The organism is uncultured Cocleimonas sp. (assembly GCF_947495625.1).
Taxonomy (GTDB): Bacteria; Pseudomonadota; Gammaproteobacteria; order Thiotrichales; family Thiotrichaceae; genus Cocleimonas.
In genome coordinates this window covers 1-21,973 of the sequence record NZ_CANLZW010000004.1, presented here as the reverse complement: position 1 = coordinate 21,973, position 21,973 = coordinate 1, and the positions used below count along the sequence as shown (strand labels likewise).

Below are 21,973 nucleotides of genomic sequence, written 5' to 3'. Positions count from 1 at the left end.
TAGGTATCTACAGTCATAGCCACCCTAATTGTAGTTTTAACACAAATATAGCTGTAATGCTTTATTCTGTGGGCTTTACTGGATCTCAAAATTCTTTGTTAAATGTATTTAATTTATAGTAAATCGTTATTTACAATAATGTGTAAGTTATTAAATTAAACTTTCGTTATTACTATGTCCACAGCAGACTTTAATTTTTTGAAGCAATAGATTCAGATTAATAATTAACGCTTAGGTTATGTTTATGGATATTTTATCTATTAATGTTCTTATTAAAATTAACATAAGAGACACACTCTTTATTTTACTACTGTACTGTTAGTAACGCAGTTTTTTCTATGCAGCTTTCTTTTGCTAAAAGCGTTTCAGATTCTACTGGACGAACTATAGAGTTTCCAGAAAACGTTCAGCGTATATATGCGGCTGGTAGTTTATTATTTACTTAGTATTATCCTATGCTGATTTTCTGTTAAAAGTCTGAATCTCAGTATCAATTAAATCGCAAGTAGAAATAGCAATCATCGCTTGCTCATTGGTTGGAATAATATGGACATCGATAGTAGATTGATCACTGCTTATCTTAGTGTGATTATTTTCATTTGCATTATCATCTAACTCTACTCCAAGCCATGCTAATGGCTCACAAATAAGTTTTCTAATTAACGCAGAATTCTCACCAATACCGGCAGTGAAAACTATCGCATCGAGACCACCCATAACGGCTATTTGAGATCCTATTTCTTTTACCGCTCTATAGCAGAATAATTCGATAGCTTCTTTGGCTTTAGGGTCATCACTTTCTGCAAGAATGCGCATATTATTACTGATGCCCGAAACACCTAATAACCCAGATTGGTTATAAAGAATATCTTGAACTTCATCGACACTTAAGCCTTTTTCATTTAATAGATTTAAAATCAAACCTGCATCGATTGAGCCACAGCGAGTTCCCATGATTAATCCATCTAGCGTACTAAATCCCATGCTAGTAGCAACACTGCGTTTATTGTGTAGTGCACACATGCTTGAACCGTTACCAAGATGAGCCACAATAACTTTACCATCTGCTTTTTTACCCAGATTTGCTGATAAGCATGAAGCGATATATTGATAGGAGATTCCGTGGAATCCGTAACGTATCAGTTCATCTTCAGTATATTTACGAGGAATCGCATAGATCTTCTCTAAACGGTTTTGTGTGTGATGAAAAGCGGTATCAAAACAGGCAACTTGAGGTAATTCTGGTGAATGATCTGTTATCGCTTGTATCGCGGCTAGGCAGTGCTGCTGGTGTAATGGCGCTAACGGAATATAGCTTTTCAAAATCTCCATATTATCGTCATTGATAACGATCGGCTGATGAAATTCACTGCCGCCATGTACGACTCTATGTCCTGCTGCAACGGGGTGAAACGAAACATAGCGACTATATAGTCGTTCTAATAGGTTGGTAATTAACCATTCGTGGGTTGCATCTTTAGGAATATGATCAAAAGGTTCGGTAACTGTTAAAGCTTCATGACCGATAGAAGCCATAAGCTGAGGATCTGTACCTATTCTTATGACTTTTCCCACCATAAGTGGTTCAGTCACTTCTGTGCTGACAGGATATAATGCGAATTTTAAACTTGATGAACCTGAATTTACTACTAAGACGACATCAATCATGACTAAAACTTTCCTTTAAAAATAGTATCTTACTATTCGATCTAAGGTCACCCCCCCTACTTTAGAGAGGTTTTTATTGAATGTATTATGTTATTTCAATATTTTCAAAGATCGAATATTTGTGAATATGCTTGTTAATTTTTACTTATAGCTTAAATAGTCGATTAAAATTATCTGTCGATACTTTAGCAATATGTGAATAGCTACAGCCACGTAAATCAGCCATCTTCTCGGCCACATACTTAACATATGCAGGTTGATTAGGTTTGCCACGTTTCGGCACAGGCGCTAACCAGGGAGAATCAGTTTCTATCAGGAATTTATCTTCAGGTACTTTCTTCGCAACTTCTTGTAACTCTTTAGCACTATTGAAAGAAACGATGCCTGAAAAAGAAATATAGAAATTAAGTTCCATGGCTTGTTGAGCAGTTTCCCAGTCTTCTGCAAAACAGTGCATGACACCCCCCACCTTTTCGGCATTTTCTTCAGCCAGAATACGAATCGTATCTTCTTTGGCTGAACGGGTATGGATAATGAGTGGCTTCTGAGTTTCTATCGCTGCTCTTATATGCGTTCTGAATAGATCATGTTGCCATGTCATATCATCGTCTTCGCATCTGAAATAATCGAGTCCAGTTTCGCCGATTGCGATAACTTCTTTGTGCTGTGCGAGTTCAATTAGCTCTTCAACTGTCGGCGCATAAGAGTCTTGATGCGTTGGGTGAACTCCTACAGAACAATAGATATTTGAATATTGTTGAGCGGGTTTCAACACATCCTGGAAGTGTTCCGTGTCAATGCAAACGCATAAAAACTGGCTGACATCAGCCTCTTTAGCTGCATCTATCATATTTGAGAATTGATCATCGAAATGACTCAAATCAATTTTGTCGAGATGACAGTGCGAATCGGTAAGCATATTAGGAAACTACATAATTAAATAATTAAATAATAATATAATACAATAGCTATTTATTGCAATAGTACAAAGGCGCGAATTATCTGGTTTAATGTAATTTTGATTGATTTCAATTATATAAAACACACTAAATATCATCAACTTACAGCATATTGGATCTTTTTTTAAAGAAGTAATATTTTTTAATGAAACTGTTAGTGCAATGTTATAAATGATAAGTTAATAAGACTGTTGCTGATACTGTAACTGATAATAATGAGCAATCGCAATCAACGATATAAAACGACTAACCGAATTGATCGTTATTGTAGTATTTAATAATTACGCACTAACGGTGGTACGTTTGCTCTATTGCCCAGCATAGTTTCAATGATCAATTTTACTTTGGCTTTTGTTGTGCCTATGAACTGAATACCTAAGCCTTGTGTTCCACGCTCACATGATTCAGGCGCAATCCACATGACTTTACCCGGAATGGCGAGTTTCTTATCCGTTGATTTGAGGTGCATAGAAACAATGATTTCATCCCCAAAATTGAATGTTTCACTTTTAGTGGGAACAAAGATGGCTCCACCTCTAACAAAAGGCATAAAGCTAGAATGAAGTGCCGCAACATCGTTGAGTGTCAGTTTTAAAATGGTTCTTTGTGGCTTTTCTTCTTGTTCTTTTGCAGCAACAGCGTTTGTGTGTTTGATGTTATCTTCTTGAATATCCATAATTATACGCGACTATATTTTGTTGTAATTATTGTTTTAAATGCGGTTAAGTGACTGAAATTATGTATTTTTATTTATCAGTTTTATCTACCTGCTTCTAGCCATAACAGTAACATGTTTTCAATAAACATCAGAGTATTAACAGACGTATGGATATACTGTTTTTGCTTAATCAGTTGTTGATATAACTGCCAATGTTTATCGGGCTTTATTTGTGAGAATAAGGCATGTTGAATTTGATTAAGCCTGTCTGTTTCATTATTGTTATTATTTTCTGACGTTGAAGAACCACATTCAGCTTCTTTTATCAGTTGTTGTGCCCAGGTGATTTGCCAATTAAGAATCAACTCAAGATTGATTTTTTCCCACTTTTTAGCGGTAGCAACAACACTCAAATTGCCGTTAACTATATTGCTTAGATCCTCCAGAAAGTTTGATCTTTGGGTGATATCTTCATCAGTAATACTCAATGCTTTTAACGGTTTATAAGCCGCTATATTTAAACGCAATTCAGCTTGTTCCACTTCAGCATGATTCTGTTTAAACCAATCTAAAGCCTGATTGTGTGTTGGACTAGCAACTGAAATTAATTGGCAGCGACTTTTGATGGTCGGCAATATTTTACCTAAATGAGAAGCCACCAGAATGATGACACTGTTATTTGCGGGTTCTTCCAGTGACTTGAGTAAGCTATTGGCCGCATTATTATTCATCCTTTCTATTGGATTAATAATGGCTACGCGATGTGTGTTAAAACTTCGGCTATAGGTTAAAAACTCACTCAATTTTCGTATTTGATCAACACTAATTTGTTGCTTGTCTTCAGCCAATTCTATTTTAGTGTAATCAGGGTTCGCCCCCGATTCATAGGTCTTGCATGACTGACAGTTACCACAGGCTTCGAATGCTACTGGTTGTATGCAGAGTAAAGATTTAGCCATTCTTTCAGCTAAAAAATATTTACCAATACCCTCTTCCCCTACCAGTAATAAAGCATGTGGTAGATGATCCGAAGTACGAGCCTGGGTAAAATACTTCCAGTTTTTTTCATGCCAGGGGAATGATTTAGCATTTGGTTGTTGGGCTTTAACTGGATTGTGAGTGCTATCTTGCATTATAGAATCTGACTCAATAATTTATCTATTTGAGTTTGAACGGTTTGCAAATCATATTGAGCATTCACGATACGATAACGTTTTTGGTTTTCATCTGCCATTTTCAAGTAGGCAGACCTTACACGATTAAAGAAGTCTATATGCTGCTGTTCGAAACGATCTGTCTCTCCCCTGCTCCTTGCCCTTGCTAAGCCAATATCAGCATCAATATCAAAAAGGAAAGTGTAGTCAGGTCGTAAAGTTCCCTGTACCAGGTTCTCTAATATTTGTATGTTATCCTGATCAATGTCTCGTCCTGCTCCTTGATATGCATAAGTCGCATCTGTAAAGCGGTCACATAAGACCCATTTACCTTGTTCTAGTGCTGGAATGATTTTGCGTTGTAGGTGCTCGGCTCTTGCAGCAAACATCAGTAATAATTCAGTATTGTGATGCATTTCTGGAAATTCTTTAGATATCAGTAATTCACGAATCGCTTCACCTAATTCAGTTCCACCCGGCTCTCTGGTTAGCAGTATTTCATGTCCGGATGCTATTATCTTTTCAGCTATATACTCAATATTAGTTGTTTTACCCGCACCTTCAACACCTTCGAATGTGATGAACAAACCTTGGCCGTTATTTGTATCAGTTATCTGATTCATTGACTTCCTTTGTAGCGACTTGCCTTGCCACCTAGCAAGTATTTAATAACGGCTTTTTTATGTTCTTTATAGGTCTTAGAAAAGTGAGAGTAACCATCGCCCTTGGCGACAAAATATAACATATCGCCTTCAGCTGGATTAAAAGCGGCTTTAATAGAAGCAGCACTGGGTGTAGCAATAGGCGTGGGTGTTAAACCTTTTCTGGTATAAGTGTTATAGGGAGTATCTTTTAGCAAATCTTTTTTTCTAATATTTCCCTGGTATTTATCACCCATGCCGTAAATTACTGTTGGATCTGTTTGCAATAGCATGCCTTTTTTTAAGCGATTGATAAACACGCGTGCTACTTTTCCACGATCATCAGGAGTACCTGTTTCCTTTTCAATAATAGAGGCAAGGATCAATGCATCGTAAGGTGTTTTTATCCCTTTAAATGGCTTACGTTTTCCCCATTCCTTATTGAGTAATTTAAGCATCGCATTATGGCTACGCTGTAGAAATTGTAGGTCTGTGGTATTTCTTGGATAACTAAATGTATCAGGGTAAAACCAGCCCTCTGGTTTATGATGCTGATACTTGGTTTTAAGTTTTGACATGATATTTTTATAATCATCATCGGTCAGTGTTTGTTTTAAATTTTTATCACTTTTAATTATTTCAACGATTTCACCAAACTTTGTTCCTTCAGGAATTCGTGTTTGATATTGAATGGTTTTGCCTGATGCAAATAATGTTAAAACATCATTGGGTGTCATGTCTTTTTTAAGAGCGTATTCACCGGCTTTGATTTTGGTGTCTTGTTTAGTAATTCTGGCAAGAATTCTAGTGAGAATGGCGGGTCTAAGAATTTCGTTTTGTTCTAAATTCTTTGCAACTGTTTTTATATTGCTGCCTTTTTTAATTTCAAAGCTAGCTACATCGTTAGACAGTTTAGTTGCTTTGAAGGCATTGAATTGAGTGTAGGCATAGAATGATGCTGCACCCGCAATTATAAGAAAAAGAGGTAAGAACACTTTAAAAAAGAATCTCATGTTTCCTCTCTATTTATTCGCTATAAATACCGGAAGAAGCTTTAAAAGCTTCTTCTAATTACTTGTTTAATATGATTTTAATAAAAATATCAAATAATACGTTAACTGATTAAATTAAATCTTTTTAAAGATTAACGTACCATTTGTACCACCGAAACCAAATGAGTTACTCATCGCAACTTCAATTTTGGCATCACGCGCAGTATTAGGGACATAATCTAAATCACATTCTGGATCTTGATTGTCTAGGTTAATCGTAGGTGGAAGAATTTGATCTCGAAGTGCCAGCACACTGAATACTGCTTCAATACCGCCTGCAGCACCTAGTAAATGACCTGTCATAGATTTTGTTGAGCTAACAGCTACTTTCTTAGCATGATCGCCTAAGGCCAGTTTAATGCCATTGGTTTCTGCAACATCGCCAGCAGGTGTAGAAGTACCGTGTGCATTGATATAATCAATATCTTCCGGGTTCAAACCAGCATCTTTGAGTGCGTGATTCATACAACGCGCTCCACCTTCACCAGTCGTTAGTGGTGCACTCATATGATAAGCATCACTACTCATGCCAAAACCAGCAAGTTCACAGTAAATTTCAGCACCACGCGCTTTAGCGTGTTCATATTCTTCTAAAATTAATACACCAGCACCATCACCAAGGACGAACCCATCGCGATCTTTATCCCATGGGCGACTTGCTGCTTCTGGATCATCGTTACGTGTTGATAGCGCACGCATCGCTGCAAATCCACCAATTCCTAATGGGGTTGAACACATTTCTGCACCACCGCCGAGCATCACGTCTGCATCACCATAACTAATCATACGCGCTGCATCACCAATACTATGGGTTGCTGTTGCACAAGCAGATACAGGAGACATGTTATGACCTTTTAAGCCATGCATGATAGATAAGTTACCTGCAACCATATTTACTATGGTACTAGGAACAAAGAAAGGTGAAATCTTACGTGGTCCACCGTTTAAAAAGGCTTTGCTGTTCTTTTCAATAGAGCCTACACCACCGATTCCAGATCCGACAATTACGCCAATTCTATCTGCATTCTCATCGGTTACAATTAAACCAGAATCTCTAAGTGCATCAGTTCCAGCGCCAATACCATAATGGATAAATGGATCCATTTTTTTCTGGTCTTTGGGGGTGATGTAATCGGTAGGATTAAAGTCATCAACGTTTCCTGCAATTTTTACAGAAAAGTCAGTCGCATCAAATAAATCAGGTGATATCTTATTGATACCGCTGACACCTTCAATGATATTTTTCCAGGCTTTCTCTATTTGAGAACCTACGGGAGAAACAATTCCAAGACCTGTAACAACTACTCGACGTTTTGACACTAGAAAATCCTATTTTTGATAAAACAATATAAAAAAACCGCAGCGACTATAGAAGCTCAAGTAACTCTCAAGGCTAAATAGTTCTGCGGTTTTCTCACAGCTTTTGTGACTAATAATTAACCTTGGTTATTATTTACGTAGTCAATCGCTAACTGAACTGTAGTAATTTTTTCTGCTTCTTCATCTGGAATTTCAGTTCCGAATTCTTCTTCAAGAGCCATAACTAACTCAACAGTATCTAATGAGTCCGCGCCCAAATCATCGACAAAAGAAGCTGCATTTGTAACTTCAGACTCATCAACTCCTAATTGTTCTACTACGACACCTTTAACGCGTGCTTCAACATCACTCATGATTGTTTATTCCTTTAATTTAAAAAAAACATATTCGTACTGAATATATGATTAGGCTATTGTAGAGAAATTCAAGCATCGACACAATTATATTGTGCCGATTAATTGCCTAATATTTAAGACATATACATGCCACCATTGACGTGCAGTGTCTCTCCTGAAATATAAGCACCCATATCAGAAGATAAAAACAGTACTGCATTTGCAATATCTTCTGATTGTCCTAGTTTGCCCAGAGGAATGTTCTTTAGCAGAGCATCTCTTTGATCATCTGATAATTCACGTGTCATATCGGTATCGATAAAACCAGGCGCAACCACATTGACGGTAATTCCTCTAGAGCCAATTTCCTGTGCCAGAGATTTTGAGAAACCTACTACGCCAGCTTTTGCTGCCGCATAATTTGCCTGACCTGCATTACCGGTAGCGCCAACAACAGAAGAGATTGAAATGATGCGTCCCTGCTTGGCTTTCATCATGCCTTTTAAGCAGGCTTTGCTAAGTCTGTAAACAGAAGTAAGATTGGTCGATATAATATCGTTCCACTCATCTTCTTTCATTCTTAACATCAAGTTATCGCGAGTGATACCAGCATTGTTTACAAGTATTGTGATAGCTCCAAATTCAGTAGTGATGTCTTTTATTAAGCCATCAATAGAATCAGTTTCCGTTACGTTTAAAACTTTGCCGACACCATTGATTCCAGCTTCTTTAAAGTATGCACTAATCGAATCAGCCCCTGATTCGCTGGTAGCAGTTCCGATAACCGTTGCGCCCGCTTTACCCAGTGATTCAGCAATGGCTTTGCCGATTCCTCTGCTGGCGCCTGTTACAAGTGTTACTTTTCCTTCTAAATTAATCACGTATTCTTCTCCTATCTATTAAGCGGTTTATTCTGTGCTGGTTCTTATATGATTTCTTTTACAGTTTAGTTATGCGTTACATGCCTCAAGTGCTTTGTCTAGTGATGCGGGATCACTCACATAAAAGCTACCGAGCGCTCTGTTAATTCTTCTGTTTAAGCCAAACAACACTTTACCAGGACCAAATTCAATAATGGTGTCAGCGCCTTGCACTTTATTTAGATTGTTGACGGTATCAGTCCAAAGCACTGGCTTATAAAGTTGTTTTGCCAATGCTGATTGTTTTTCTGAAGCATCTGCGTAACTTTTCGCTTCAACATTCTGTAAAACTTCAAATTCAGCATTGTTAAAAGTAGTAGCTAATAGGCTTTCGCTTAATTGTGTAGCTGCATCTTTCATTAGGCTACAGTGTGACGGAACACTAACAGGAAGTTTAATCGCACGTTTTGCACCAGCTTTTGTTAATTTTTCAATCGCCACATCCACAGATGCTGTGTTACCTGCAATAACAACCTGACCGGGTGAGTTGAAATTAACTGCTTCAACTATTCCTTCCCCTACTGAGCCACAAATTTCTACAATCTGATCATCTTCCAGACCAAGTATTGCAGCCATTGCACCTTCGCCAGCTGGAACTGCCTGTTGCATCAAGCTAGAACGTTTTGCCACTAATTGCATAGCGTCTTTAAAATCTAATACGCCAGCAGCAACTAAGGCGGAATACTCACCTAAGCTATGGCCTGCCATACCAACTGGAGTACACCCCCCTACTTTTAGCCATAAATTCCAGACTGATACGCCTGCCGCTAACATAACTGGCTGAGTGTTTTCAGTGTTATTAAGTTCAGTCGCGTCATCTGCAATAGTCATCGACCACAAGTCTTTACCGATTGCATCTGATGCTTCTTCGAAAGTTGCTTTTATTTCTGGGTATTCTGTTGCCAATTCACCTAACATGCCTATTGACTGAGAACCTTGACCTGGAAAAACCGCTGCAAATTGCATTATAAAATCCTTGTGATGTAAAATTCCGCCCATATGATATATGTATTAGGTGATTATGCACACTCTAATATGTTGAAGATTAAGATTATAAGTATCACACAGTTACTGTGTAAACACGGGTTAAATGCATAAATTCAATTACACTCACTTCGTATCAAAATCTCCTCAGAACAGAACTTATCACAAGCTTTAATCAAGTTTGGTATTTATAATGGAAATAAATACAGGGTTAAGCTCTGGATTATCATAATAGGCAGAAATTACTTGTTAAATATAGTAAGTAATGGATAATACGCCGACTCCAAAAGGAACTAGATTTAAAAGCATGGCAAAAGAAGAAAGTATAGAAATGGAAGGAACAGTAGTTGAAACACTACCTAATACTACATTCAAAGTTGAGTTGGAAAATGGACATATTGTAAATGCCCATATTTCTGGTCGTATGCGTAAGAATTACATTCGCATACTTACGGGTGACCAAGTCACTGTCCAGTTAACACCTTATGATTTGACTAAAGGTCGTATCACCTACCGTAGTAAATAAGGCAGTAAACTTTAACTGTTTTAATTTAACACAGCTATAACATAGCTTTAAAACAGCAAGTCATATCCCCTCCACTCAAACTCAGAATTATTCGGCTATCAATTTAGCCCCATATTCATTACATAGACTATCAGTTTTCTAATAGCCTACATGTATTCTATTGCCTGTTTAATCTCGCTTTAGACGGAATTTTTGTGGATACGGGAATACATCTTCAAAAATACCATTCTTGATATTTTCCTGTTTTTGAATCCAGAAGTTAGCATCCAGTAAATCAGCATGATATTTCATGAAAGCTGCTTTTATGTGGTCGTTACCTAATAAAAATCGCGCAAACTCTTCAGGGAAAACATCGTCAGGCCCAACACTATACCAAGGCTCTGCAGCCATTAGTTCTTGGGGATTTCGTGGTGCGGGAATCTTTCTGAAGTTGCAATCGGTTAGGTAGACAATTTCATCGTAGTCATAAAACACTACTCGACGTAAACGCGTTACGCCAAAGTTTTTATATAATAAATCACCGGGAAATATATTTGCCGCACAGAGCTCTTTGATTGCATCGCCAAATGATAAAATCAGTGTATCGATTTCGTCTAAACGACCTTTGCGTTCTGCTTCTTCCAAAGCCATATTCAGTGGTTGCATGCGTCTTTCAATATACATGTGTTTAATATTCAGTTGTTTCACGCCGTTGCGATCTTCAACAATGCGAATACTACTTTTACACGTTGATTCTAAGTCTTTCAGTAAATCTTCTGTGAAGCGATTTAGTGGTAATAATACTTCTGAAAATTCAAGAGTGTCTGCCATTCTGCCAACACGGTCATGCTGTTTTACTAATTGATATTTTTCTTCAACTTGTTGACGCGTTATTTCTTTGGGTGGCGCAAAATGATCTCGAATCAGCTTAAATACATAAGGATAAGAAGCCAGAGTAAATACTGACATAACCATTCCCGGTATACCCGGGGCCAGGATTAAGTCGTCGTCTGAATAGTCTAAATGATGTAGAAAGCCTCGGTAAAAATCAGTTTTACCTTGTTTGTGTAAGCCGATAGAAGAATACAAAGCTTCCTTTTTTCTTTGTGGCATCAGCTTTTGCAAAAAACTAACAATAGCCGAAGGAACTGGGTGTTCCACCATAAAATAAGCATACGAAAAACTGAAAAGTCGTGATACTGAATCTTCGCCAATTAACAATGCATCCGTATAAATGCCGCCTTTTTCATTATTCAGTAAAGGAATTGCAAACGGATATTCGTTATGCCCATTGATCGCTTTGCCTACAATGTAAGCGGCTTTGTTTCTGTAGAAAAGCGCATTGATAACCTGAAACTGAAAATTCAGATCCGCATCACGCTTACCATGCTTCATATATTTGCAGATAGACTTTGCCATATGACGGCAATCTCTATGACAGTTTTCAAACGGTATGGATAAAGTTGAATGATTGAGAATCAGCTTGATCGCTTTGTAAAAACTTGTATTGGCAGGGTAATACGCTTCGTAGGTAGGCACTTCAGAATCAATATATTCAGTAGCAACAGAGCTTCTGAGAAATATATTCAGGTTGGTGTAAAATTCAATGGGGAATATTCGACAGAAAACTGAATTAAAGAAAGTTTCTGCAAGTTCTGGCTGTTGATGATTTTGTAACAGCAGTATGAAGTGCCCTTTTACTTTTTTCCAACAATCCTGATCAAATGTTTCTGGACGGGTATCAAAATTCTCTTTTAAGTATTTGACGGTTTCTTTTACACGAGAATCGTAAAATTCAATTCTATGTCGAGATGCCAATCGATCCGCTTTCCAGTCACACGTTTCAAATCTGGCTTGAGCGCCTGCGGTAATTTCAGTAAAAATTCTAAAGTGTTTATTGAATCCTTTAAGGATTTTTTTGGCAATCGTTCGGGATAGATTCATGCTGTGACTTAAGGCTCAGTTTAATTAATGTTTTTAGCTGTAGTTTGGTATTACTATTTTGACTCTACTATAATTGTATATATCTCTATCTCTCACCCCCCTACTTTAGGGGTATATTTTACGATTTTTACGCTATTTATATCTCTAATTGATAATAGGAACATATTTCTTATTACATATGAACACTGTTATAGCTTTAATAAACCAGATTACTTAATTCAATCTTACTTGCACATAGCATTGAATAAGCTAATCTATTAGGTGATTCAGATATCTATCTAATTAGATTACCCATAATAAATTAACAGAAAAGTAATTAATATGACATCAAACGTACAGAAAGATAAATTACAAATAAGCCAAGCTATTTATGATTTGGTAACTAACGAAGTTCTTCCAGGCACTGGTGTTGAGGAAGATCAATTCTGGGCAGGTATGCAAAATGTTCTAGAAGAATTCGCCCCAAGAAATAAAGAGTTGTTGGCTAAACGCGATAGTATCCAGGAGCAGATTGATACATGGCACAAACAGAATAAGGGCCAGGAATTTAGTCATCAGGAGTATAAGCAGTTCTTAAAAGATATTAATTATATCGTCGATGAAGTGCCAGATTTCAGTATTACTACTGAAAATGTAGACCCTGAAATTGCAACGATTGCCGGTCCGCAGTTAGTTGTGCCTATCAACAATGCACGTTTCTCATTGAATGCAGCAAATGCTCGATGGGGAAGTCTTTTTGATGCATTCTACGGAACAGATATCATTCCAGATGAAGGCTCACTGGCTAAAGGTTCTGAGTACAATCCAGAACGCGGCAAGAAAGTTATAGAACTAGCCAATGTTTTTCTTGATAAGGCATTGCCTCTTACAACGGGTAGTCACAGTGAAGTATCAGCTTACAGCCTAACGAACATTGATGGCAAAGAAGGTCACAAAAATCTTCAAATCTATCTTAACAATGGCCACATAGCCGAACTACAAAATGCAGATGCATTTGTTGGTTCAACTGAACAAGAAACTACTTCGACGCTGTTATTTGTTAACAACGGTTTACACATTGAGATTCAAATAGACCCGACTTCAGTCATTGGTGAATCATCAACATCTGGTATTAAAGACGTCATCATGGAAGCAGCGTTAACCGCTATCCAGGATTGTGAAGATTCAGTAGCAGCGGTAGATGCCGAAGATAAAGCATTAGTTTACAGAAACTGGCTTGGTCTTATGAAAGGCACCTTGGAAGAAAAATTCGAAAAGAACGGTAAAACGCTTAGCCGTAAACTAAATCCTGACCGTGAATACACCAGCCCTACTGGTGAATCATTTAGCTTATCGGGTCGTAGTGTTTTACTAGTAAGAAACGTAGGTCATCTGATGACCACAGATAGCGTCTTACTTAATGGCGAAGAAGTACCAGAAGGTATTTTGGACGGTTTAATGACTGCGCTAATTTATATCCACGATATAAAAGGTGACAGCCAATTTAAAAACTCTAAAACCAACAGTCTGTATATCGTTAAACCTAAAATGCACGGTCCTGAAGAAGTGCGTTTAACGGTTGATTTGTTTACAGCGATTGAAAAAGCCGTAGGTTTACCTAAAAACACCATGAAAGTTGGGATCATGGATGAAGAAAGACGCACTACGGTCAATCTAAAAGCCTGTATTTATGAAGCACGTGATCGTTTAATCTTTATCAATACTGGTTTCCTCGATCGCACCGGTGATGAAATTCACACCAGTATGGAAGCGGGATCATTTTTACCTAAAGCAGAACTTAAAGGCGAGCCATGGATTGCAGCTTATGAAGACTGGAATGTAGACATCGGTCTTGAGTGTGGTTTACGCGGTAAAGCGCAGATCGGTAAAGGTATGTGGGCAATGCCGGACCTAATGGCGGATATGCTAGAGCAAAAAATCCAACATCCATTAGCGGGTGCAAATTGCGCCTGGGTACCTTCTCCTACTGCGGCGACTTTACACGCAATGCATTATCATTATGTTAATGTTGATGAAGTACAAGAGCAGTTAGCGAGCCGCGAAAATGCCAGTCTGGATGCTATTCTTACTATTCCATTAACGCCTTCATCATATGTTCTTAGTCGTGAAAAACTCATCGAAGAACTGGAAGATAATGCTCAGAGTATGTTGGGTTATGTGGTTCGCTGGATTGATCAAGGCGTTGGTTGTTCTAAGGTTCCTGATACGCGTAATGTTGGCTTGATGGAAGATAGAGCAACATTGAGAATCTCTAGTCAGATTATCGCAAACTGGTTGCATCACGGTCTTTGTACTGAAGCACAAATTACCGATGCCTTTAAGAAGATGGCAGTTTTGGTTGATGAGCAGAATGCGAATGATCCGTTCTATACGCCAATGGCTCCTGATTTTAATGATATTGCTTTTCAGGCAGCGCTTGATTTGGCAATAAAAGGTGCAGAACAGCCAAATGGTTACACTGAGCCTCTATTACACCACTATAGAAAAGTAAAAAAATCTGCATAAAATTCTAATTAATAATGAATCGTTTTCTTATTAAATAATTATGAATTTTATTGTTAATAAATAACACCTGCTTAAATTTGGTCTACTATAATATTTTTATATAGACCTGTTTTTTCAAACCAGTAATTTAAGCAAATTATTTAACCAGATAAGAGGTGAGTTATTAACACGCAGTTACCTTTGTCTCCATTCTTTGATGCAAAGTCGAAGAATGGAGAGAAATACCTAGAAGTATATTCCCGCGGCATTGAAGTCTTACGTTTAACAGCGCTAAACAAAGGCACCGCATTTTCTCATGAAGAAAGAATCGAATTGGGCCTGGAAGGTCTACTTCCTCCTGTTGTTCTAACCTTAGAACATCAAGTAACACGATTGCATAACGGCTTTACTGAACAGCCTGATGACTTATCTAAATATCAATTCTTACGAGCAGTACAAGAACGTAATGAAGTGTTGTATTACGCACTGATTTCTGAACATTTAGAAGAAATGATGCCGATCATTTATACCCCAACTGTGGGTAAGGCCGTACAAAAATATAGCTCCATGTATCGTTCTCCTCGTGGTCTAACCTTCACTGCAGAAAATATTTCGCGTGCCGATCAAATCGTTAATAACTATCCGTGGAATGATGTACGCATGATTGTTGCGACTGATTCATCTGCTATTCTTGGTATTGGCGATCAGGGTCATGGCGGACTTGCCATTTGTATCGGTAAAATGGCGCTTTACACTGCTGGTGGTGGACTCAGTCCATTCAATGCATTACCGGTGGATTTGGATGTTGGAACTGACAGAACAGACTTAACCGAAGACCCGGGTTATCTTGGAGTGCGTGATAAACGTCTCACCGGTAAGGCCTATTACGATTTGCTAGATAGCTTTGTTGCAGCAGTCCATAAACGCTGGCCTAAAGCGATTATTCAATGGGAAGACTTTGCCAAAGATACAGCCTTTGCCGTACTAGAGCGTTACCGTAAACAGATCCCAAGTTTCAATGATGATATTCAAGGCACTGGCGCTGTGGTACTCGCAGGATTGTTAAATGCCTGTAAATTAAAAGGTGAAACACTATCGCAACAACGTATTGTGGTAGTTGGTGCAGGCGCTGGTGGTGTGGGCGTATCAAAAGTCATTCAGGATGGCTTGGTCCACGAAGGTTTAAGTCGTGAACAAGCACGTAGCCAAATGTTTATTGTTGATGAGTTCGGTTTAGTCATTGAAGGCATCAGTCCTGATGAATACAAAAAACCTATCATGCAATCACCTGAAAATTGCGCAGACTGGGATACTAAAGGTGAAATTCCTTCGCTGCTTGAAGTCATTCATAATGTAAAACCAACAGCTATGTTAGGTCTTACTGGCGTAGCTGGTTTGTTTACAGAACGTGTGATTCAAGCGGTTGCAGAATACAATAAAAACCCAATTATTTTCCCATTGTCTAACCCTACGTCTAATGTAGAAGCAGTACCCGAAGATATCTTTAACTGGTGCTCAATGATTAATACTGGCGCTGATGCTTATCCAATTATTGCCTCTGGTAGTCCTTTTCCGGATGTTGATAGCCGTGGTAAAACACACATTATCGGGCAAGGTAATAATGCCTTTATTTTCCCTGGATTAGGTTTTGCCTGTTCGCTGGGTGAGTGTGAAGAAATCACCGAAGGTATGATCATTGAATCAGCGCATGCGTTGGCTAACTACACCAGCAAGCACCATTTGGAAGCCGGCAGAATCTACCCACCAATTGCAGAGTTACAGGCGGTAAGTCAGGATATTACAGAACGTGTAATGCGATTAATGCTTGATCAAGGTTTGGTACATAATAAAGAAATTACGTTTGAAAACTATATAGAGAAAATTGCAGAAAACTCCTGGAAACCAGAGTATTTACCGTTTGTCGCTGCTGAGAAATACGAATCTTAGTTTGTTCTAGCAGATAGAAAAGTGCTTATAAGTAGGGGGGTGACATTACAAGGCTAAGAAATAGTCTGTAAAGTCACCCCCCTACTTTAAGGCATTATTTAAAATGCTACACAGTAACAACTACACTGTAATAACTACTTTGAAATAATTAATACAAAGAACTGAATCAATAGTTTCTACGCCCATCAAAGGCATGTGAAAGTGTGCTGCTATCGACATAATCCAACTCGCCGCCAACCGGAACACCGTGAGCGATTCTGGTAGTATTTACATTATATTTAGCCGCTAATTCGCTGATATAGTGTGCAGTTACTTCGCCTTCTACGGTAGGATTGGTGGCTAAAATCAGTTCTTTAATCGGTTCATCTTCAAGTCTTTTTTCTAATAAATCCAGCCCTAATTCATCTGGCCCAATGCCATCTAATGGGGATAGTTTTCCCATCAACACAAAATAAAAGCCACGATATGCAGTCGCTTGTTCGACTGCAAGTACGTCGGATGGATTTTCAACCACACACAGTGTTTCAACTGAACGTGATTTATCTGAACAAATTCTACACACAGCATGCTCGGTCAATGTTCGACATAAAGAGCAATGCCCAATATTTTCAATCGCGTTTTGCATTGCTGCTGCCAGTCTAAGCCCATTTTCCCGATCATGTTCGAGCAGGTGAAATGCCATGCGTTGCGCGGTTCGTGCGCCCACACTGGGTAAACATTTAAACGCTACAACGAGCTCATTCAGCAAAGCTGACTCAGAATCTGACATAGGGGTTACTGTGGTTATAGATTAGAAAAGGTTTACTGAATTAAGAATACTATTAATTTAATACCTAGAGCTTAGAACGGTAGCTTCATTCCAGGTGGTAAATTCATGCCTTCTGTAATGCCAGACATCTTACTCTTACTTGTCTCAGCCATTTTGTGTGAAGCATCGTTGAATGCAGCTGCAACGAGATCTTCGATCATTTCTTTATCATCATCTGCTAGAAGACTGCCATCAATATTTACACGCTTACATTCGTGTGCACCATTGATAGTGACAGAAACCAGACCTCCACCAGATTCACCTGTAACTTCCATTGCAGCTATTTCTGCCTGCGCTTTTTGCATATCTTCCTGCATTTTTTGCGCTTGCTTCATCATTCCGCCAAGTCCGCCGCCTTTAAACATTGTTATATCCTCTATTTGCTAAATTTAAATACTAAATACTAGGTTGTTACTGTGATTTGGGTTCTATTGAACCAGGCACTATTTGTGCATTAAATCTGTTTTGAAGCTCAATTACAAAAGGGTCTGACTGTATATTCACTTCAGCCTGCTGTTGAGTTTCATCGACTTTTCTCTGGGCTCTTTGAGCGGGAGTTTCACTGCCACTGCTAGCAGAATCGATAACATCATCCGTTTGTGTATCTTGAACTACTAACTCTAATCGGTAATCTGCATTGAAGTATTTACATAATGCAGTTTTGATTTCCTGCTCAATACTATCTGCTAATAATCCTTCACTACCCTTATCAAGGGTTAAGCCAATAATACCATCTTCCTGGCGCGCTAACAGACAGTGTTTAATAAGCTCAGCAGCTCTACCACTTAAACCTAAATTGGGGACAACTTCGTGCCATGCAAGTTTTAGTCTGTTTTTAACAATCTCTGGATCGAGTTTTTCTGCTTGAAATGCTGGTGGTTCTTCTGGCCTATGTTCTGTTTGTTGTTCTGATTCTTGCTCTTTTGTCTCTTGAGATGGTGGTGTATTTGTAGCGGGCTCATTTGCGGTTATTTCTTTTACTTCCGATTTCTCTGCAGCAGTGATTTGTGGTGCTACTGCATTTTTATTATGAAGAGGAGGTGTAGAAGAGAGGCTTTCGTAATCTGGTGTTATATCCCAGGGTGGTGCTTCATCCATAGGTGGCGATGGCAGATTATCAGGTGCGGAGTGTTCAGACATAGCACTTTCTATGCGCTTCGCTGGAGTATCAGAATTGCTAACAACCGCATCACTGGAAGCAGTAGCTTGTTTTGTAGACTTAGTATCAGTGCTTGTATTGATTTCAGTTTTTGCTAAAACTTCGTCATTCCTTACTGTTTTTTTTTTGCTCGAGTCTATATCTACGCTTATATGAGTAGCAGCTTCAGCTTTCGATGTATCCAGTTGCATACCGGCTTTCAGTGGTCTAAACGATAGCATGCGCAACAGTATCATCTCAAAACCACTTTTAGGATCAGGAGATAGAGATAAGTCACCTCTTCCCTGTAACGCGATTTGATAAAATAACTGAACGTCTTCTTTGCTTAATTTCTGTGCAAGATTTTTAATGCTTTCTTCATCATTAATTGCATCAGGAACGACCTGTTGCACAGCGACTTGATGCAATACAGAAATTAAAGCATCACAACTAGCGTCGAAGTCAGGACTTATTGAGGCTAATTCATCCACTTGGCCTAAAAGAGTTGCTCCATCACCTGTTGAAACGGTTTCCAGGATCGACACCAAAGGTTCGTGAGAAACCGTGCCCAGCATGTCGCGTACTGCTTTTTCGGTGACTGTTTCACCAGAATAAGCAATAGACTGATCTAACAGGCTCAAGGCATCGCGCATACTACCATCAGCGGCTTTACCTAATAACTTAAGCGAAGGCTCTTCGAAAGCAATGGACTCCTGTTCTAATAAATAAGACAGATGTGAAGTGATTTTCTCTAAAGGCATACGCTTTAGATTAAATTGCAAACAACGTGATAATACCGTGGCTGGCAATTTTTGTGGATCAGTTGTCGCAAACAAAAACTTAACGTGTGGCGGTGGTTCTTCCAGCGTTTTCAACAAGGCATTGAAACTATGACCGGTAAGCATGTGAACCTCGTCAATCAGATAAACTTTGAAACGGGCTCTGGTGGGTGCGTATTGAACATTTTCGAGTAATTCGCGGGTGTCTTCAACCTTAGTACGTGATGCCGCATCGACTTCGATCAAATCAAGGAAACTTCCAGCAGCAATTTCTAGACAGCTATTACATTTACCACAGGGTTTTGAGGTCACGCCAGTTTCACAATTCAGGCATTTGGCCAGAATTCTGGCGATGGTCGTTTTGCCGACACCGCGAGTTCCGGTGAATAAATACGCGTGATGCAGACGGTCGCTGTCCAGGGCATTTATTAAGGCACGTAATACGTGCTCTTGGCCGACCATTTCAGTGAAATTTTGCGGTCGCCATTTTCTTGCTAGGACTTGATAACTCATAGAAGAATCATAAATGAATCAGGAGAATAACAATAGTAAAATCAGTTATTTCAAATGAAAAATGTCACCCCCCTACTTTTACGTGTTTTTTTATTCTTTGATAACGAAAATAACGTACTACAGGCTACGTCATTGCATTCCAACGATAACTACGCTGAGTCATGGCTAATCATTTTTTCTAAATTCTTTAAAATGAATAATAAGCTGGAAAGATCGTGAAACACGAATCAGGGATAATGATAAAGAAATAAATGAGGTAAAAAAGAAGAATAAAACTAGAGACATAAGTTAGTTGGAGGAGGCCCACACCAGCTACACCTCGGCACCCGAATCCACTACTACCGTTGCTCCCTTCCGGGCCTGGCGGGGTTCGCAGTTTATCGTCGCGAGGGAACCAATGTGAGTCTCCACTGAAAGATAACTAACCTACAATATAACCGTTAAAACAGGTGAATATTGCAGAGCGGCGAATTATGAGGGAAGATGACTTTTTTCACAATAGCTCAATAACTAAAAAACGCATAAATGCCATTTACTGTCTCACATACTGTCGCTGTTATCCCCTTATATAAGTATTTGGGCAAGTACGGCGCCATGTCTCCATTGATTATTGGTAGCATGACTCCTGATATTGCGTATATCACTCCATTTCTGGTTCATCAGCGCATGGATAGTCATTCCTTGATTGGTTTATACCTGTTTTGTATTCCAATGGGATTAACCGTGTATTTCTTGTATCACTTTTTAATGGCACCCGTGATTGCATCTGTTTTACCGAAATTAGTGCAAAATCATCTTGGAAATAATTTATTTCAGGGGAAGTTGCCAGAAATACCTAGTCATATACTGGTGTTCTCGCTAGTGCTAGGTGCGCTTACACACATTATTTGGGACTTTTTCACCCATCATACGGGATTACCACAGTTCGTTCACTGGATGGATGTGCCATTAACTTCTGTTGATGGCTATGACATTATGCCGTACCGGGTATTACAGCATTTCAGTTCATTATTTGGATTAGCGTTACTGATGTTTTGGGGTATGAAATGGTTAAACAGAAATAAAGATCAATCTAAACAAGCCTGCAAAACTAATAGTGTACCGGGTTGGCGAGCACCAAAGTCCCTAGCCATACTGGCTTTTGTCTTTATTGCTGTCTCAAGTATTTTGGGTGGATTGTTTTTAGGTGCTATGAAGATGCCCGAGACGGATGTTATGTATGGCTTATATGGCGCACAAGTGTTTTTGAGATATGCCATTGTTGGTGGAGCGGCTGCATTTTTGGCGAGTACCATAACAATGGGCATGTACTATCAATATCGGATTCGATCAGGTTTTTAATCGAGCTTTGATTACATCCATCAGCACATCAAAATCAAATTTTCTTTTATTATCAAGAATCGTTTGGTGATGTGCTAAATCTGCCATCAATACCTGAATGTTCTCTTCGGCTTTGGACTTTTGTTCAACCGACATGTGATTCGCGTCCTGAGAAATTTTTTCAACAAACTGCTGCAACGCATCAAGTGTATGTATAAAGAAGGTGCGCATGCTATTAATCACATAGTCTTTTTTATCGTTTGCGTTCTTTTTATCTTCATTGATTGAGGCTACTTTAAAAGCCAATTCATCTAAGATTTGTTTCGTTTGTGTGGTTAATGGTTGTAACTGTAATGACCATTCTCTGGGTAGTTTGTCAGCTGTCTGACTAATATTGTCATAGGTTTCAAAGCCCTTTTGCAACATGTAGGGAAAGTGCTTTTTATTTTCTTTATCTTTCCATTGTTGCTGTTTCTCTGCAGCGAGCGCAGCACTTTTCTCATAGGCGGAGCGAATTATATTTTTTATTTTTCGATAAATGAAATAGGAGACTAATCCAAACAACAAGGTGCCGAATATGATTAGAATAGGGAAAAGTGTAAATCGAAACATATCAGTAGTATAAGGTTAAATTGCTCAGTATCAATGTTCTGCATTTATCAATTGCCATATAGCAGGGAGGGATTAAAACTAAAGTCACCCCCCTACTTTAAGTGATATTTCGTTTATGTTTTTAAAAACGTAAATAAAATTTATGCAGAGCTAGGCACTACTGTCCCACAGTTTACCATTAGAAAGCGAACTTCATCTGAGGCTCGCTTTTCTTATGTCTGGGAGGATCTGG

Annotated in this window: 19 protein-coding genes and 1 other RNA gene; 4 read left to right on the top strand and 16 right to left on the bottom strand. The window is 38.7% G+C overall.

The genetic code is table 11. The annotated features are described in order from the left end of the window. Positions 1 to 453: 453 nt before the first annotated feature. The 10 genes from Q1A31_RS03250 to fabD all read right to left on the bottom strand — a co-directional run bounded on the left by Q1A31_RS03250 (position 454) and on the right by fabD (position 9,673). Entirely contained in the window at positions 454 to 1,668 is a 1,215-nt protein-coding gene (locus tag Q1A31_RS03250; RefSeq protein ID WP_299872282.1) for an acetate/propionate family kinase, read from the bottom strand. Positions 1,669 to 1,813: 145 nt separating this feature from the next. Further along, positions 1,814 to 2,587, bottom strand: coding sequence for a TatD family hydrolase (locus Q1A31_RS03245; RefSeq protein WP_299872280.1), 774 nt, complete (start codon positions 2,585 to 2,587; stop codon positions 1,814 to 1,816). Positions 2,588 to 2,901: 314 nt separating this feature from the next. After that, positions 2,902 to 3,303: a PilZ domain-containing protein gene (locus tag Q1A31_RS03240; protein ID WP_299872277.1), complete on the bottom strand. Its 402-nt coding sequence runs from the start codon at positions 3,301 to 3,303 to the stop codon at positions 2,902 to 2,904. 83 nt (positions 3,304 to 3,386) lie between these two features. Then, complete coding sequence (holB, locus tag Q1A31_RS03235) at positions 3,387 to 4,418, bottom strand: DNA polymerase III subunit delta' (protein WP_299872274.1); 1,032 nt, start codon at positions 4,416 to 4,418, stop codon at positions 3,387 to 3,389. After that, a complete protein-coding gene (tmk, locus tag Q1A31_RS03230; RefSeq protein ID WP_299872271.1) occupies positions 4,418 to 5,062 on the bottom strand; it encodes a dTMP kinase in 645 nt (214 codons plus the stop codon). Before tmk ends, holB begins: the two co-directional genes overlap by 1 nt. Next, complete coding sequence (gene mltG, locus Q1A31_RS03225) at positions 5,059 to 6,093, bottom strand: endolytic transglycosylase MltG (protein ID WP_299872268.1); 1,035 nt, start codon at positions 6,091 to 6,093, stop codon at positions 5,059 to 5,061. Before mltG ends, tmk begins: the two co-directional genes overlap by 4 nt. A 114-nt stretch (positions 6,094 to 6,207) precedes the next feature. Beyond that, positions 6,208 to 7,452: a beta-ketoacyl-ACP synthase II gene (gene fabF / locus Q1A31_RS03220; protein WP_299872265.1), complete on the bottom strand. Its 1,245-nt coding sequence runs from the start codon at positions 7,450 to 7,452 to the stop codon at positions 6,208 to 6,210. A gap of 116 nt (positions 7,453 to 7,568) precedes the next feature. Then, complete coding sequence (gene acpP / locus Q1A31_RS03215; protein ID WP_131905194.1) at positions 7,569 to 7,805, bottom strand: acyl carrier protein; 237 nt, start codon at positions 7,803 to 7,805, stop codon at positions 7,569 to 7,571. Positions 7,806 to 7,921: 116 nt separating this feature from the next. Then, on the bottom strand, positions 7,922 to 8,665 hold the full coding sequence (fabG, locus tag Q1A31_RS03210; RefSeq protein WP_299872659.1) for a 3-oxoacyl-ACP reductase FabG: 744 nt from the start codon (positions 8,663 to 8,665) through the stop codon (positions 7,922 to 7,924). 72 nt (positions 8,666 to 8,737) lie between these two features. Then, positions 8,738 to 9,673 (bottom strand): ACP S-malonyltransferase, encoded by a 936-nt coding sequence (gene fabD / locus Q1A31_RS03205; protein WP_299872260.1) that lies wholly within the window; start codon positions 9,671 to 9,673, stop codon positions 8,738 to 8,740. Between the two features lie 325 nt (positions 9,674 to 9,998). On the opposite strand from fabD, the gene infA reads away from it, so the two are divergent. Then, on the top strand, positions 9,999 to 10,217 hold the full coding sequence (infA, locus tag Q1A31_RS03200) for a translation initiation factor IF-1 (RefSeq protein ID WP_131905196.1): 219 nt from the start codon (positions 9,999 to 10,001) through the stop codon (positions 10,215 to 10,217). A 168-nt stretch (positions 10,218 to 10,385) separates the two neighbouring features. On the opposite strand, the gene aceK is transcribed toward infA, so the two are convergent. After that, the gene (gene aceK / locus Q1A31_RS03195) at positions 10,386 to 12,140 is read right to left on the bottom strand and encodes a bifunctional isocitrate dehydrogenase kinase/phosphatase (RefSeq protein WP_299872250.1); all 1,755 of its coding nucleotides are present in this window, start codon (positions 12,138 to 12,140) and stop codon (positions 10,386 to 10,388) included. A 321-nt stretch (positions 12,141 to 12,461) separates the two neighbouring features. On the opposite strand from aceK, the gene Q1A31_RS03190 reads away from it, so the two are divergent. Both Q1A31_RS03190 and Q1A31_RS03185 read left to right on the top strand, forming a co-directional pair. Next, positions 12,462 to 14,645 (top strand): malate synthase G, encoded by a 2,184-nt coding sequence (locus tag Q1A31_RS03190; protein ID WP_299872247.1) that lies wholly within the window; start codon positions 12,462 to 12,464, stop codon positions 14,643 to 14,645. A gap of 180 nt (positions 14,646 to 14,825) precedes the next feature. Beyond that, positions 14,826 to 16,571 (top strand): NAD-dependent malic enzyme, encoded by a 1,746-nt coding sequence (locus Q1A31_RS03185; protein WP_299872244.1) that lies wholly within the window; start codon positions 14,826 to 14,828, stop codon positions 16,569 to 16,571. A gap of 166 nt (positions 16,572 to 16,737) precedes the next feature. Here Q1A31_RS03185 and recR read toward each other — a convergent pair whose 3' ends face one another. The 4 genes from recR to ffs form a co-directional block, all read right to left on the bottom strand. Then, positions 16,738 to 17,340 carry a recombination mediator RecR gene (gene recR, locus Q1A31_RS03180; protein ID WP_299872242.1) on the bottom strand — a complete coding sequence of 201 codons (603 nt, stop codon included), beginning with the start codon at positions 17,338 to 17,340 and terminating at the stop codon, positions 16,738 to 16,740. A gap of 71 nt (positions 17,341 to 17,411) precedes the next feature. Next, positions 17,412 to 17,744 carry a YbaB/EbfC family nucleoid-associated protein gene (locus Q1A31_RS03175; protein ID WP_299872239.1) on the bottom strand — a complete coding sequence of 111 codons (333 nt, stop codon included), beginning with the start codon at positions 17,742 to 17,744 and terminating at the stop codon, positions 17,412 to 17,414. Between the two features lie 46 nt (positions 17,745 to 17,790). Then, positions 17,791 to 19,809, bottom strand: coding sequence for a DNA polymerase III subunit gamma/tau (gene dnaX / locus Q1A31_RS03170; RefSeq protein ID WP_299872236.1), 2,019 nt, complete (start codon positions 19,807 to 19,809; stop codon positions 17,791 to 17,793). Positions 19,810 to 20,112: 303 nt separating this feature from the next. Next, an RNA gene (gene ffs, locus Q1A31_RS03165) (signal recognition particle sRNA small type) lies at positions 20,113 to 20,209 on the bottom strand. A 125-nt stretch (positions 20,210 to 20,334) separates the two neighbouring features. Between ffs and Q1A31_RS03160 the strand changes: the two genes are divergently transcribed. Further along, positions 20,335 to 21,150: a DUF4184 family protein gene (locus Q1A31_RS03160; protein ID WP_299872233.1), complete on the top strand. Its 816-nt coding sequence runs from the start codon at positions 20,335 to 20,337 to the stop codon at positions 21,148 to 21,150. On the opposite strand, the gene Q1A31_RS03155 is transcribed toward Q1A31_RS03160, so the two are convergent. After that, entirely contained in the window at positions 21,139 to 21,741 is a 603-nt protein-coding gene (locus Q1A31_RS03155; protein WP_299872231.1) for a hypothetical protein, read from the bottom strand. The genes Q1A31_RS03160 and Q1A31_RS03155 overlap by 12 nt on opposite strands. Between the last annotated feature and the right edge of the window lie 232 nt (positions 21,742 to 21,973).